The sequence below is a fragment of the Sphaerospermopsis torques-reginae ITEP-024 genome, assembly GCF_019598945.1.
Lineage (GTDB): Bacteria > Cyanobacteriota > Cyanobacteriia > Cyanobacteriales > Nostocaceae > Sphaerospermopsis.
Map to the genome: position 1 here is coordinate 478,428 of NZ_CP080598.1, position 14,010 is coordinate 492,437.

The 14,010-nt window shown below is 36.0% G+C and carries 16 protein-coding genes; 10 read left to right on the forward strand and 6 right to left on the reverse strand.

The window, feature by feature from the left end:
* Positions 1-6: 6 nt before the first annotated feature.
* The gene (gene mnmE / locus K2F26_RS02135) at positions 7-1,401 is read left to right on the forward strand and encodes a tRNA uridine-5-carboxymethylaminomethyl(34) synthesis GTPase MnmE (RefSeq protein WP_220610164.1); all 1,395 of its coding nucleotides are present in this window, start codon (positions 7-9) and stop codon (positions 1,399-1,401) included.
* Positions 1,402-1,521: 120 nt separating this feature from the next.
* Here the strand turns inward: mnmE and K2F26_RS02140 are convergent, their stop codons facing one another.
* From K2F26_RS02140 to K2F26_RS02150, 3 genes are all read right to left on the reverse strand, one after another.
* Positions 1,522-1,890, reverse strand: coding sequence for a HEPN domain-containing protein (locus K2F26_RS02140; RefSeq protein WP_220610165.1), 369 nt, complete (start codon positions 1,888-1,890; stop codon positions 1,522-1,524).
* Positions 1,847-2,212 (reverse strand): nucleotidyltransferase domain-containing protein, encoded by a 366-nt coding sequence (locus tag K2F26_RS02145; protein ID WP_220610166.1) that lies wholly within the window; start codon positions 2,210-2,212, stop codon positions 1,847-1,849. Before K2F26_RS02145 ends, K2F26_RS02140 begins: the two co-directional genes overlap by 44 nt.
* A 239-nt stretch (positions 2,213-2,451) precedes the next feature.
* On the reverse strand, positions 2,452-3,771 hold the full coding sequence (locus K2F26_RS02150) for a serine/threonine-protein kinase (protein ID WP_220610167.1): 1,320 nt from the start codon (positions 3,769-3,771) through the stop codon (positions 2,452-2,454).
* Positions 3,772-4,062: 291 nt separating this feature from the next.
* Here K2F26_RS02150 and purT point away from each other — a divergent pair, with 291 nt between their 5' ends.
* Both purT and K2F26_RS02160 read left to right on the forward strand, forming a co-directional pair.
* Positions 4,063-5,232 carry a formate-dependent phosphoribosylglycinamide formyltransferase gene (gene purT, locus K2F26_RS02155; protein WP_220610168.1) on the forward strand — a complete coding sequence of 390 codons (1,170 nt, stop codon included), beginning with the start codon at positions 4,063-4,065 and terminating at the stop codon, positions 5,230-5,232.
* 212 nt (positions 5,233-5,444) lie between these two features.
* Positions 5,445-6,251 (forward strand): DUF4058 family protein, encoded by an 807-nt coding sequence (locus K2F26_RS02160; protein ID WP_220610169.1) that lies wholly within the window; start codon positions 5,445-5,447, stop codon positions 6,249-6,251.
* A 174-nt stretch (positions 6,252-6,425) separates the two neighbouring features.
* On the opposite strand, the gene crtH is transcribed toward K2F26_RS02160, so the two are convergent.
* A complete protein-coding gene (gene crtH / locus K2F26_RS02165; protein ID WP_220610170.1) occupies positions 6,426-7,913 on the reverse strand; it encodes a carotenoid isomerase in 1,488 nt (495 codons plus the stop codon).
* A 387-nt stretch (positions 7,914-8,300) separates the two neighbouring features.
* Between crtH and upp the strand changes: the two genes are divergently transcribed.
* The 3 genes from upp (at position 8,301) to K2F26_RS02180 (ending at position 9,872) form a co-directional block, all read left to right on the forward strand.
* Positions 8,301-8,951, forward strand: a complete 651-nt coding sequence (upp, locus tag K2F26_RS02170; protein WP_220610171.1) for a uracil phosphoribosyltransferase — start codon at positions 8,301-8,303, stop codon at positions 8,949-8,951.
* A gap of 169 nt (positions 8,952-9,120) precedes the next feature.
* On the forward strand, positions 9,121-9,468 hold the full coding sequence (locus tag K2F26_RS02175; protein WP_194054336.1) for a ssl2009 family thylakoid membrane protein: 348 nt from the start codon (positions 9,121-9,123) through the stop codon (positions 9,466-9,468).
* 131 nt (positions 9,469-9,599) lie between these two features.
* The gene (locus K2F26_RS02180; RefSeq protein WP_096571285.1) at positions 9,600-9,872 is read left to right on the forward strand and encodes a YggT family protein; all 273 of its coding nucleotides are present in this window, start codon (positions 9,600-9,602) and stop codon (positions 9,870-9,872) included.
* Positions 9,873-10,086: 214 nt separating this feature from the next.
* Here the strand turns inward: K2F26_RS02180 and K2F26_RS02185 are convergent, their stop codons facing one another.
* Complete coding sequence (locus K2F26_RS02185) at positions 10,087-10,530, reverse strand: biotin carboxylase (protein ID WP_137666650.1); 444 nt, start codon at positions 10,528-10,530, stop codon at positions 10,087-10,089.
* Between the two features lie 135 nt (positions 10,531-10,665).
* Here K2F26_RS02185 and K2F26_RS02190 point away from each other — a divergent pair, with 135 nt between their 5' ends.
* The 4 genes from K2F26_RS02190 (at position 10,666) to K2F26_RS02205 (ending at position 13,200) form a co-directional block, all read left to right on the forward strand.
* Positions 10,666-11,277 (forward strand): hypothetical protein, encoded by a 612-nt coding sequence (locus tag K2F26_RS02190; RefSeq protein WP_194054334.1) that lies wholly within the window; start codon positions 10,666-10,668, stop codon positions 11,275-11,277.
* 201 nt (positions 11,278-11,478) lie between these two features.
* Complete coding sequence (locus K2F26_RS02195) at positions 11,479-12,252, forward strand: DNA methyltransferase (protein WP_220610172.1); 774 nt, start codon at positions 11,479-11,481, stop codon at positions 12,250-12,252.
* Between the two features lie 167 nt (positions 12,253-12,419).
* A complete protein-coding gene (locus K2F26_RS02200; RefSeq protein WP_220610173.1) occupies positions 12,420-12,923 on the forward strand; it encodes a restriction endonuclease in 504 nt (167 codons plus the stop codon).
* 73 nt (positions 12,924-12,996) lie between these two features.
* Positions 12,997-13,200 (forward strand): PIN domain-containing protein, encoded by a 204-nt coding sequence (locus tag K2F26_RS02205; protein WP_194054332.1) that lies wholly within the window; start codon positions 12,997-12,999, stop codon positions 13,198-13,200.
* A 32-nt stretch (positions 13,201-13,232) separates the two neighbouring features.
* Here the strand turns inward: K2F26_RS02205 and K2F26_RS02210 are convergent, their stop codons facing one another.
* Complete coding sequence (locus K2F26_RS02210) at positions 13,233-14,009, reverse strand: ABC transporter permease (RefSeq protein ID WP_220610174.1); 777 nt, start codon at positions 14,007-14,009, stop codon at positions 13,233-13,235.
* Position 14,010 lies beyond the last annotated feature (1 nt).

Here is a 14,010-nt window from a genome sequence, read left to right on the forward strand (position 1 = left end):
ATTCCTATGTCTGAATTATTAACTCATACTGGAACGATCGCTGCTATTGCTACTGCTGTTGTCCCCCAACAAGGTAGTGTAGGTATTGTGCGGGTTTCTGGTGATCAAGCATTGGCGATCGCCCAAACTCTATTTTATGCACCAGGAAAGCAGGTGTGGGAAAGTCACCGCATCCTTTATGGTTTTATCCGTCAACCCCAAACAAAGCAAATTATTGATGAAGCTTTATTATTGATCATGAAAGCTCCCCGTTCTTTTACCCGTGAAGATGTGGTAGAGTTCCATTGTCACGGGGGAATTATGGCCGTGCAACAAGTATTGCAACTATGTTTAGAAAATGGTGCAAGGTTAGCGCAACCAGGAGAATTTACATTAAGAGCGTTTTTAAATGGTAGATTAGATTTAACCCAAGCGGAAAGTATTGCAGATTTAGTTGGTGCAAAATCTCCCCAAGCTGTACAAACAGCTTTAGCAGGGTTACGGGGAAAATTAGCGCAACCGATTAGAAATTTACGCGATCAATGTTTAGATATTTTAGCAGAAATTGAAGCCAGAATTGATTTTGAAGAAGATTTACCTCCTTTAGATGAACAAAGAATTATTCATGAAATTGATCAAATTAGTTTGGCAATTAATCAATTATTAGCGACAAAAGATAAAGGTGAATTATTAAGAACTGGGTTAAAAGTTGCTATTGTTGGTCGTCCGAATGTGGGAAAATCAAGTTTATTAAATGCTTGGAGTCAGAGCGATCGCGCTATTGTTACGGACTTACCTGGAACAACCCGTGATGTGGTAGAATCTCAGTTAGTTGTGGGGGGAATACCTGTACAGGTTTTGGATACTGCGGGTATTAGAGAAACAGCAGATCAGGTAGAGAAAATAGGGGTAGAGCGATCGCGTCAAGCTGCTAATAATGCTGATTTAGTGTTATTTACTATTGATGGTTCTGTGGGTTGGACAGATGCAGATCAGGAAATTTATGAACAAGTAAAACATCGTCCTTTGATATTAGTAATTAATAAAATTGATTTAATTTCAGAAACAGAAAAAGAAACTCTGAAATCTAGAATCCAAAATCCAAAATCTAAAATTGAAACTGCTGCTGCAAAAAATCAGGGTATTGATGATTTGGAAGCTGCGATTTTGGAAAGTGTGGAAGTTGGAAATGTGGAAGCTGCTAATATGGATTTAGCTATTAATCAAAGACAAGCAGCAGCTTTAACAAAAGCGAAGATTGATTTAGTACAGGTGCAAGAAACTATTAAAAATCAATTACCGTTAGATTTTTGGACTATTGATTTACGAGGTGCGATTTATGCGTTGGGAGAAATAACGGGTGAGGAGGTGACGGAATCGGTTTTAGATCGGATTTTTAGTAGATTTTGTATTGGTAAGTAAGTTTTGTATTTGTCAGAATCAGGATGTCCAGGATTTTAGGATTTACAGGATAAACTCACTAGATTTAATCAAAGTGCGTAACCTATCTTGCATTTCCGATGTGGATTTAATTTTTGATATTTATAAATAGTCTACTAATTCTAAAAACTCTTCCGATCTTTCAATTAGTAATTTTGCATCTTCAGGACTTAAACGTTCAGAACGATCATAATCTCCCTTTAACCGGATTTGTTCTGCATCAATTAGATAACGATGAAATTTAGGATCTATTTTACCAGTTCGCGCAAAAAGTTCCCCAAATTTACTAATTACAGCAGAGTGTTTACTAAAACTGAGATTTTCACCTACTAGAAATGCTTCAGCTATATAAAACATAGCATAATAAGCACGGGAAGCAGCAAAATCAGCGAGATTTTCACTTGCTAAAATTTTAGCTGCACGTAGACTATCTTGGGCTTTTTGCACTAGAAATTCTTGTTCTTTGTTCATAAAAATAAATACCTTCTTTTTTAATATTTTGTATTAGTATTGTTTGTTCTTTCTCAAAACGACTGAGGGAGTAAAACAGGTTAGAAATTACTACACTATATTTTAAACAAAGGGGACTAAGAAAAAAGCCGATTTTTTCAATTTCTTTGGTTGCTTGCACTAAATCTTTAAGTATAATTAAAACATCAAAATCTGATTCAGAAGTAGCATCACCACGCGCTTGAGAACCAAAAAGAATGACTGCAATTAACTGATCTCCATAAGTTTCGATCAAGTTATTGCATAATTCTTGCATAATTTCTTTTAGTTTTGGATGTCTCATTGTTTGCTAATATTTATAGTTGGAGATGTATCATTTTTGTCTGAATCAGGATATCCAGGATTAGAGGATTTACAGGATGTTTTTGAATAATTGTTTTTTGGATGTTGAGGATTTTTCAGGATGTTTTTGAATGATTGTCTTTAAATGATTATAAACCATCTATAAATTAGCATCCAGTACATCCTTTAATCCTGGTTATACTGATTCTGACCTTAATAATTTTCTGTAACCTTTAAATGTTAGAGTTTACAAGTCTTGACGCGAGATAAGACCCCCACAATCCACCCAAACACCCCCCAACCCCACCTCCACCCAACCCCAGGGAGGTGGCCAGGGAGGTGGCCTTCTGGTGCTTTTATATTAAAAGTAATATCGTTGTAGCACAACCACCTTCCTCCTTTTCTCCATCCTACCGTGTCCCCGAACTTCTCCCAGATTTTCTCATAATAACTTCTCGTTCCTCCTAAACCTTGATAAATTCGTTTCTGCACAGAAAATCCAAATTTACCATCACTGTATTTTAACCACAACTGGTCAATGGTGCGGAGGTCTGCACAAGGAAAATTATCAATATCTTCTACTCTTAACCAAGCTTCAGCTTTGCGTTTCGCAACTGCTAACATTACCCTTCTCGTTTCCTCATCTGCTTCTTTCCAATTGAGTGATTTTAGGTACTTTTCTAAGTTACTATAATCCATCCCATAGGATGATTTTAATGGTCGCTCATTTACGTTGACATCATCACTTAAACCAGGAAATAACCCCACCCATTCCTTCATACTTTGCGGACGGTTTTTAGGTTCTAATTCTAAACCCTTAACAATCGCTTGATTTAACTTATCACTAATCCTTGAATTTATCCTTTTTGGTTCTATTAAATCATTATTTAACATCTTCCTTGTTAAACAAGGTGTGGGAGTATCTCCAGTCACCAAATAAAACAAAGAAGCAGCTAAAGTATAAACATCTATACTTGCTGATTTTTCCGTTTCTAACATTTGTTCCCAAGGTGCAAAAGCCATATTAGCAGCTTGGTTAATACTTTGACTATTCACATTTCCTGCTAAACCAAAATCTATTAAAACTACAGTATTGCTATTTTCTCTTAATATCATATTACCAGGATGTGCGTCCCGGTGAATAATGCCATTTTCATGACAAAGAGATAAAGCATCAGCAATTTGTTTAATATAATTAATAGCAGTTGATTCTGATAAAATACCCTTATCTTGTACTAAATGATATAAATTTTCACCCTTCACAAAATCCATCACCAAACAAGGTAAATTATCCTCTTCAAAAAAATCTATAATTCTGACAATATTAGGATGATGAAATTGTGTAATATCGGCTAATCTTCTTCCTTCCTTGCGAAAACCTTCCACAAATTTAGGATAATTAGCATCTCTACACAACCGACTATTAGGAGTTTTAATAACAACGGGAAAATTCAAATCTTGATGTTTAGCTTTATAAGTAACACCAAAACCCCCAACACCAATTTCTGTTTCTATGATGTATTGGGGACGTTGTTTTAATGCTTTTCCTGGTTGTAGCATAAATAGGGTGATGATTGATTATGTCCGTGATCATAACACACTCCATAAGTATTAACACGATCAACAATCAAAAACATCCTGTAAATCCTCAAATCCTGGACATCCTGATTCAGACAAAATAAAGACATAAAATCAAACCATCAATTTATCAATAACATCCTGTAAATCCTCAAATCCTGGACATTCTGATTCTGACAATTTAAAAAAATCAAATCCCCTCTCAAAAATTGTGTATCTAAATAGTTTATTATTTTAAAATATCAAAACATTAAAACCCGACCAAAGTAAACCATGAAAAAATTACGGCAACTACCCCAAAAATTAATGTTACTCGGTTCAGGAGAACTAGGTAAAGAATTTGTCATTGCTGCACAACGTTTAGGTAATTATGTAATCGCAGTTGACCGCTATGCAAATGCTCCCGCAATGCAGGTTGCTGACTGTTCAGAAGTCATTTCTATGCTCAGTGCAGAAGATTTAGAAGCAGTAGTTACTAAACACAAACCTGATTTTATTATCCCAGAAATCGAAGCCATTAGAACCGAAAAATTACAAGAATTTGAACAACGAGGAATTACAGTTATTCCCACCGCAGCAGCAACTAATTACACAATGAACCGTGATAGAATTAGGGAATTAGCACATAAAGAATTAGGAATCAGAACCGCTAAATATGGTTATGCAGTCAGCTTAGAAGAATTGATTGCTATTTCTGAAGAAATCGGATTTCCTAATGTTGTGAAACCCGTAATGTCCTCATCTGGAAAAGGTCAATCTGTAGTTAATGATAAAACAGAAGTAGAAACAGCTTGGAAGTATGCAATTGAAAATTCTAGAGGTGATAGTCAAAAAGTCATAGTTGAAGAATTTATCAATTTTGAAATTGAAATTACCTTACTTACCATTAAACAATGGGATGCAGAAACTATATTCTGTCCTCCTATTGGCCACAGACAAGAAAGAGGAGATTATCAAGAATCTTGGCAACCTGCAAATATTTCTGATGATAAAATATTAGCATCTCAAGCAATAGCTAAAAAAGTAACTGATGCTTTAGGAGGTGCGGGAATTTTCGGAGTTGAATTTTTCATTACCAAAGATGAAGTTATCTTTTCTGAACTTTCACCCCGTCCCCATGATACCGGAATGGTGACATTAATTTCCCAAAATTTAAACGAATTTGAATTACATCTGCGAGCAATTTTAGGTTTACCTATTCCTAACATTGAACAATTAGGATATTCTGCAAGTGCAGTAATTTTAGCTTCAGCAAAATCAGATTCCATTGCTTTTACTGGTGTTGCTGATGCGTTAGCAGAAAAGGATGTAGATATTAAGTTATTTGGTAAACCTACCGCACATCCTTACAGAAGAATGGGAGTAGCATTAGCAAAAGGAAATGATGAAAAATCAGCGAGAGAAAAAGCGAAAGTAGCCGCCAATAAAGTCAAATTAGTTTAAATATAAAACTCCATTAGGGTGCGTTACGCTGTGCCTAACACACCCTACAATATACAGCAGGAGTCAGGAGTCAGGAGTAAAACTAGCTGTGTGTATAGGTTTCAATTTAGATTCTGTACTTTATTGATATGCAATCTGCTGTATAATAATACTTACTTTCATAGAAATGCTATAATAAAACAGTAACTCTAATAATTTTATAGGATAAATGTATGACTTCACCATTTCCAGGGATGAATCCCTATTTAGAAAATCCTGATTTATGGTCAGAAGTACATCATAGATTAATTACAGCGATTGCTATTGCTATATCCCCTCCTTTGCGTCCTAAATATCGCGTAGCTATAGAAAAAAGAACCTATAGAACTGACAGTGAAGATTCTCTGTTAGTTGGTATTCCCGATGTAACTATTTTATCAGTAAAACAAAAAACTCAAAAATCAGATAATTATACAGCAACAGCAACTTTATCCACAGAAACAGCAAATAAATCCGTCGATGTCACTTTACCCTTACCTTTAGAAATCAAAGAAGGATATTTAGAAATTAGAGAAGTTTCTACAGGTAAAGTAGTAACTGTAATTGAAGTGCTTTCTCCTACTAATAAAAGAACAAAAGAAGGTAGAAAATCCTATTTAGAAAAACGGGAGAACATACTACAAGGTGATACTAATTTAGTAGAAATAGACTTAATTAGGGCTGGGGAAAAAATGCCTATGATTACCCATATTGCTGATACAGATTATCGAATTTTAATTGTTAGGTCTTATCGCTTACCATCGGCACAACTATTTGCATTTAGTGTCAGAGAAACTATACCTAATTTTACTATTCCTCTACAAAAAGGGGAACAGGAAATAGAAGTGAACTTGCAGGATTTGTTATTAGAAATATATGAACAAGCAGGATTTGATTTAACCTTAGATTATAATATTCCTCCTGTACCAGATTTATCTGTGGAAGCTCAAGAATGGATGGATAAATTATTAAGAGAACAAGGAAGAAGAGGTGAAAGCTAAATATAGATACAGCATATTTCATACCAGTGAGGTACAAACTCAAATCATAAAACCCTTGTGGAACAGGCATCCTGCCTGTTAACCTTGTACCTCATTTACCTCGAAACTGCTGTAGGTCAGGGTGTGTGAGCGATCGCCTAACCCACCAAATAAATTATCAATATAAATTATCAATCAAAATCCCAAATCTACAGCAATACGATGAGCGCAAGCAAACCCAGAAAACGCCACAGCATTTAAACCCTGACCCGGAAACGTGCTATCACCCACACAATAAAGATTAGGTATAGCAGTACGGTTAAAAGGCATACCTAACAACCCCCGTAATTTCCTCCGGGGTATGGGTCCATAAGTCCCATCAACCCGACCTAAAAACCGCCGATGGGTTAGGGGTGTTCCCACTTCCATATAGTCCAAAACCGCATCTAAACCGGGGAAAATTCGCTCTAATCTCTCAATAATTTCCCCTGCTGCTTGTTCTTTCTTGTAATTATACTCTTTCGCGCTCATTCCCTGCCAATCACTAATCCAAGCTGGTGTAAAAGCATGAATAATGTGGTATCCTGTTGGGGCTAAACTCGAATCTAGTAATGTAGGAATAGATACAAACATCGTCCCTGCTGCTGATTCCATTTTTTCCCAGTCTTCTAAAATAATATGATGACATTCTGTACCTTGAGATAATACAGATGCTTCTAACCCTAAATGCAAACTTAAAAAACTGGGTGATTTTTGATATCTCTGCTGCCAATTTTTCTCATTAGGTGGTATTTGTTCTTTTGGTAGTAATTTTTCAAAAGTGTCCCATCGCGTAGCATTAGATACAATTTTTTTAGCATGATAAACTTCACCTGTTGCTAATTGTACACCAATAGCTTTACCCTGCTTAGTGATAATTTTTGTCACCCTGGCTTGATATTCAATTTTACCACCACATTTTTCTAAACCTTCTGCTAATTTTTGGGCAATTTTTCCTACTCCACCTTGAGGATAATTAACTCCCCCATAATGTCGATCAGAAAATACCATTCCTGCATTAATCATTGGTGTCATATTAGCAGGAACTACAGACCAACAATAACATTCAATATCAATGAATTTTAATAATAACGGATCTTTAATATATTTGCGGGCTATGTCGCCGACATTTTGCGGTAAGTATTGGGCTAAACCTAAGCAAGCTAAGGGGTTTTGCCAGAATACTCGCATGACATAACCGAGTTCTTCTAATGATAACAATTCTATGCTATTCAGGCAATTAAATATTTTTTGACATTCGTTATAAAATTTGCGAATCCCTTTTTCTTCATGGGGAAAATAGGCAATTAAATTTTGTAAAAATTTCTCGTAATTTTGATCAACTTTAATATCTAAATTATCAGGTAAATGATAATGAATTTGGACAGGATCAGGGATGGTTTCTAAGTGAACATTGACTGCATCTAAAGCACGGGTGAGTAAGTTGGTTGTTCCTTTTTTGCCAAAACCAAAAATCATGGAAGCACCAACATCAAAAGTATATCCTTGATGTTGAAAATAACCTGCACTTCCACCGGGAATTAAATAACGTTCTAAAACCAGGACTTTCACGCCTTTAGCTGCTAACTGGGTGGCTGTGACTAAACCCCCAATACCAGCACCGATAATAATAACATCAAACATAATTAATTGGTAATTGGTAATTGGTAATTGGTAATTGGTAATTTATTATGAATTATAATTCTTAATTTGTAAATCTTAGAATCTGTTAATTTGTCTGAAAGCTGACTGCTGATAGCTGAAAAAAAGAGGGACAAGCCGCTATTACTGGCCAATCCCGTCTGCCGATCCTTTAAAGAGAGGAGAACACTATAAATAATATATCCTTGATTGAGAATATCTGTCAACTACTAATGAAAATTTTTGGCAATAATTTGAAGGCGATCGCACAAATGCCGGAAATACATAGATTTTCTACAGCCATAAATGAGCCTATCTAACCAATGCACAGGCGGGAAAGAGTATGATGGTGGTTCAGTTCCTTGATAGTGACAGGCTGCTTTCTGAACTATGACACAACAATTGCTGGTTTATGTCCCACCCCATCCCCTGATCAAACACTGGCTGGCGGTAGCTCGTGATGCTGCTACGCCTTCGGTTTTGTTTCGCTCCGCCATCACTGAGTTAGGCAGATGGCTAACTTATGAAGCAGCGAGAGAGTGGTTGCCAACGCAAGACACGGTAGTTAATACTCCCTTAGCGCCTTGTGCAGCAACATTTATTGATCCACAAGTACCAGTGGCAGTTGTACCGATTCTCCGGGCTGGGTTAGGCTTATTAGAGGGAGCGCAAACGGTATTACCTTTAGCAAAAGTTTACCATTTGGGTTTAGTGCGAAATGAGGAAACCTTAGAACCCTCTTGTTATTTGAATAAACTACCAGAGAAATTCGATCCAGAAACCAGGGTGTTAATTACCGATCCCATGTTAGCAACAGGAGGATCTATAATGACAGCAATGGCAGAATTGACACAAAGGGGTGTTGATCCGGCGTTAACGCGAATTGTTTGTGTGGTAGCTGCACCACCAGCTTTGCAAAAATTGAGTGCTGCTTATCCTGGTTTAACAGTTTACAGTGCCATTATTGATGAAACGGTTAACGAGCAGGGATTTATTTTACCGGGCTTAGGAGATGCAGGCGATCGCATCTTTGGGACTTGACGAAGGCAGGAGGCAGAAGGCAGAAGTCCGTTTTTGTTATGGGTATTAATCACCCACTGCAAAAACTTTGCACCTGAAAAAGCGGGGTTTTAGACCCAATTGTTTCGATAATTAATAAAATTGCTGAAAATTGGCTGCTTGTGGTTTCTTTGTTCAAGGCGGTGAAAATATGAGTCAAAAAGATGGTTTTGCCAGTGGTTTTTTACTAGGAACTATTGTTGGCGGTGTAGTTGGCGGCGTTTTAGGTGCTGTGCTGGCATCTCGACGGGATACAGTGGAAGAGGAAGAGATAGAAATCAACAATGGTTCTGTGACAGCGGGTAAAGTTCCAGCTAGAAGAAGACGGCAGATGAGATCCGCTGGTGGTGAAGATTGGGAAATGGAAACAGCAAGGCGATCGCTGGAAGATAAAATCGCTCAACTCAATGCCACAATTGATGATGTGCGAAATCAGTTGAGCAATGTTAATGGTAGTTCATCTCCAACCGCTGAACGCTCTATGTCCCAAGACTCTTAAACAACGGCTATATCATAGCAAAAAACCTATTTTGGTAGATGTCGCTGTTATTTGCAGACGCTATGACATTAGCTCCATTACAATCAAGAAATAAGACAGCGTTTAGCTTTTACCACAAAAATAACCCATCTATGTATTTACTGATTAACACTCTCAATACTTTCATCACTATCTATAGCTCTTTGCTAATCATTCGGGTTTTATTAACCTGGTTTCCCCAAGTCAACTGGTATAACCAACCATTTGCAGCCTTGAGCCAGATTAGTGACCCCTATCTTAATCTATTTCGTTCAATTATCCCCCCATTGGGTGGTATGGATTTTTCGCCTATCCTAGCTTTCCTTGCACTCAATGTTGCTAGTAGTTTAATATCTGGTCTTGTTCCTTTAGTCCAGGGATTTTAAATCATTTCTGCTCATTTCGGTAATTACCCGGTCTGATATCAGCCGGGAATGTATTGTAAAAATATAGGATTTGCTGAAAAAGTCTTTTCGTGGAGGCAGGGAATAGGGAGGAAAATTTTAGATTTTAGATTTTAGATTTTAGATTGGAGTTAACAAAAACAATCCAAAATCCAAAATCCAAAATCCAAAATCAATAACTCCTGACTCCTGCCTCTTATCTTCGCACCTTACCGCTAAAACCAGATGCTTTAAATTGCTTGAGTTGTAATGGAGTTGGTTGGTTTGCAGGTACAGAAATTCTTAACTCAAAATTACTAACACCAGGTGGTACTTCAGGAATAGAACCTAGACGGGTGCGGTTTTGGAGTATGGGGTTATTGTTAGCATCATAGATGCGTCCGTAGATATCTGCATCATAGACTGTTTTATAAGTGCTGTTTTCAGCTTTACCAGTGACAATAAAGCAATTAGCAGACCCTGAACCATTGCTAACAACAGCACCTTGCGCTAATTCTGGTGGACAATCTTGGTATGATAAGTCAGATAGTTTAATTTGTGTTAAAGCTTGGGCAGGTAAGGTAAAAACCCAAGAGCAGAAAACTAATAAACAAGAGATTAATATTAGCTTGAGTGATAGCTTGAGTGAGTGCGATCGCATAAAACACAAAGTAAATTTACAAAAAGTATACAAAATTTTTATTTTCCAATTACCGAAAATTCCCTATTTTTTAATGAGAGAGTGGAATTTAATTTTGCAATAATTGTATCAATAGACCATTCTTTGCACCAGCTTATGAATCCAGATGAGATTGAAGCAGTCTTGCAAACAGCATTTAGTCGTTGTGATGCTGCTGACTGTCCTCTCACTGATATGCAGAAACAAATATTGCTGCAAGTAGTCGAACAGATTCAGAGAAGCTTAACTTCTAAGCTATCAGATACTAACAACCCTTTGGATGAACTCACCCCAGAGGAGTTAGAAGCGTTTTTAGAGTTTGTCAAAGCAGAGGAAGCACAAAACCGCACTTGGAAAGTACAATTACTTAATGATTGGCTTTTAGCACAAGATTCGGGAAAAGTCCAGTTTATTCGCCAACGTTATGGTTTACAGTGGTTAAATCGGGTGCAAGCATATCATTTTGATAAGTATGCTTATTTGGAAGAAGCATTAAAACTGAAAATAGGCGATCGCATTGAAGTTTCTAATGCACTATGGGAATGGATACCAGAAGATGATTTATCTCAAAAAGAATGGTTTCCCTGTATGGTGATTAAAATTGATGAAGTTGTTAATAGTAATGACAGTTTTAGTATTTGTCAAATTCGGTTTTTTAATGGTAGTGAATATGAAATACCCGGTGTTTATGAATGGAATCGGTATAATTGGCGGTGGCCTAAAAAGTAAATATCATTTAATATCATTTACCCAGATACCAGACTTATTAAATAAGTCCAGTATCTATCAATTTTAATTTGATTTTGACTTATTTATTAAAGTAAACAACCAGGAAGATATTAATATTTTATACAATTTTATAGCATTAAATTAGACATATTGTAAAATATTATCTATAGCTAAAACATTTGAATTTTGAGATTATTAATTATGGTCAATCAGTTATTTTATGGTGATAATTTGCAGGTTTTGAGAAAACACATCAAAGATGAAACTGTGGATCTTTGCTATATTGATCCGCCCTTTAATTCTCAACGCAATTATCACCAAATTTATAATAATATTGGTAAAGAAGATAAAGCACAAACCCAAGCTTTTATTGATACATGGACATGGGATGATCAAGCTAATCAAGGTTTAGCAGAAATTCAAGAAAACTATTTAGGACATTTTACTGCTCAAAGCATAGATTTAATTTCTGGATTAACCAAAGTTCTGGGTAAAGGAAGTCTATTAGCTTATTTAGTTAACATGACTTTAAGAATAGCAGAAATACACCGAGTTTTGAAACCTACAGGTAGTTTTTATTTACATTGTGATCCTACAGCTTCCCATTATTTAAAAATTATTATAGATGCTATTTTTTGTTCTCAGGGTGGAGATTTCAAAAATGAAATTATCTGGAAACGTACATCAGGACATAGTGATTCTGGTAAATATGGTAATGTTCATGATGTAATTTTTTACTATTCCAAAAGTTTGAAAAATACCTGGAATCAAGTATATCAAAAATATGAACAAAATTATATTGATAAATATTACAGATATCAAGATGATGATGGGAGAAAATGGATGTCAGGTGATTTAGGTGCTGCTGGTTTAGCTGGAGGCGGTTATCAATATGAATGGAATGGAGTGACAAAACTGTGGAGATGTCCAAAAGAAACAATGGAAAAACTTGACAAAGAAGGGAGAATTTACTAGCTTATTGTGGTTGTGGAACAACAGTAGCAGTATCACAAAGATTAAATCGTCAATGGATAGGAATTGATATTACTTATCAAAGTATTAGTTTAATTCTGAAAAGATTAGAAGACTCTTTTGGGAAACAAGTATTAGAAAATATTAAAATTAGTGGTATTCCCAAAGATATGCAATCTGCGGAAGCACTAGCATTAAAAAAAGACGATCGCACTCGTAAAGAATTTGAAAAATGGGCAATTTTAACCTATACTAATAATCGTGCTACCATTAATCAAAAAAAAGGAGCAGATAAAGGAATTGATGGAATAGCGTATTTTACAGGAGACAAAAACGAACCAGAAAAGATAATTTTACAAGTAAAATCTGGTCATGTCAAATCTGGAGATATTAGAGATTTACAGGGAACAATAATCCTAGAAAGTGCAGCATTAGGGATTTTAATTACCTTAAAACCACCGACAAAAGACATGATCAAAACTGCAAAAGAAGCAGGAATATATCAAAGTCGTTATATGAGTCAAGCTGTAGATAAAATTCAGATGATCACAGTACAAGAAATCATTGAATCACAAAAAAGATTAGATATGAGATTAAGTTTAGAAGTTTTGAAATCTGCGGAAAAACAAAAGGAAGTGAAACAAACACAATTAGAACTTTTTCGGGAGGAATAACTGTTTTCAGTAAAACAATAATACGGTTTTATTCATTTAAATAATCATCAAGTCTGGATATTCATAAAAATTAATGCGTAAAGTATTTGCTGATTCTAGTATTCTCATTGCTGGTTCTGCTTCGCGGACAGGAGCTAGTCGTGGTGTATTAACAATGGCAGAGATAGGTTTATTTCAATTAGTGATATCAGAGCAAGTTTTAATAGAGTGTGAAAGAAATATCAGTAAAAAATTACCTGATGCTTTACCTAGTTTTTTACAGTTAAGCTTAAAATAATTGTCAACTGTCAATTGTCAATTGTCAATTAATCACCTCACCAACTGCATCGCATCATTAAAAAACTGCCGACATAAACCTTTAGTGACAAAAATAGTCGTCAACAAATTAACCACAGCTACCATAAAAATAATTAAAATTTCATAAGAAACCGCTTCTAATGCAGATACTCCAGCTAATAATTGTCCACTGGTAAAAGTGGGTATTGTCACCATGCCAATTAACATCATTTGATTTAAAGTAGGAACCAATGCAGCTTTAATTGCATCCTTGCGATAGTGACTAACAGCTTGCTGGGGTGTTGCACCTAAACTGAGGTGTGTTTCTATTTCTGTAGGAAATTGATTAATAGTGCTAACTAGCCTTTCTCCGGCTACTGCTGCGGCATTCATAGCGTTACCGATCAATATACCACCCAAAGGAATTAAATAACGGGGTTCATACCATCTGTCAGGTTGGATAATCAAAAAATTGGTGTAAAGTAAGGTGAATGACGTACTAGCAAAAATCACTACCCAAACTAAAGGCAGTAGCAAAGGAATTTTTTGACTGATGCGGTTTCGTGCGACAATCGCCGTAATTGTGAGAATGATTGTGAAAATTCCCACAACAGCCCAAACATTGTCAACAGCAAAAATGAAGTCTAAAACGTATCCTAATACTATAAGTTGGAGGATGGTTCTACCGGTGGCTAATGCTAGGTTTAACTCTAGTCCTAATTTTTCCCAGACAGATAAACCAATAGCGATCGCCATTAAACCCACAGCTAACACTAAATCTACAATATCCAATTTAATCAAATCCGGCATG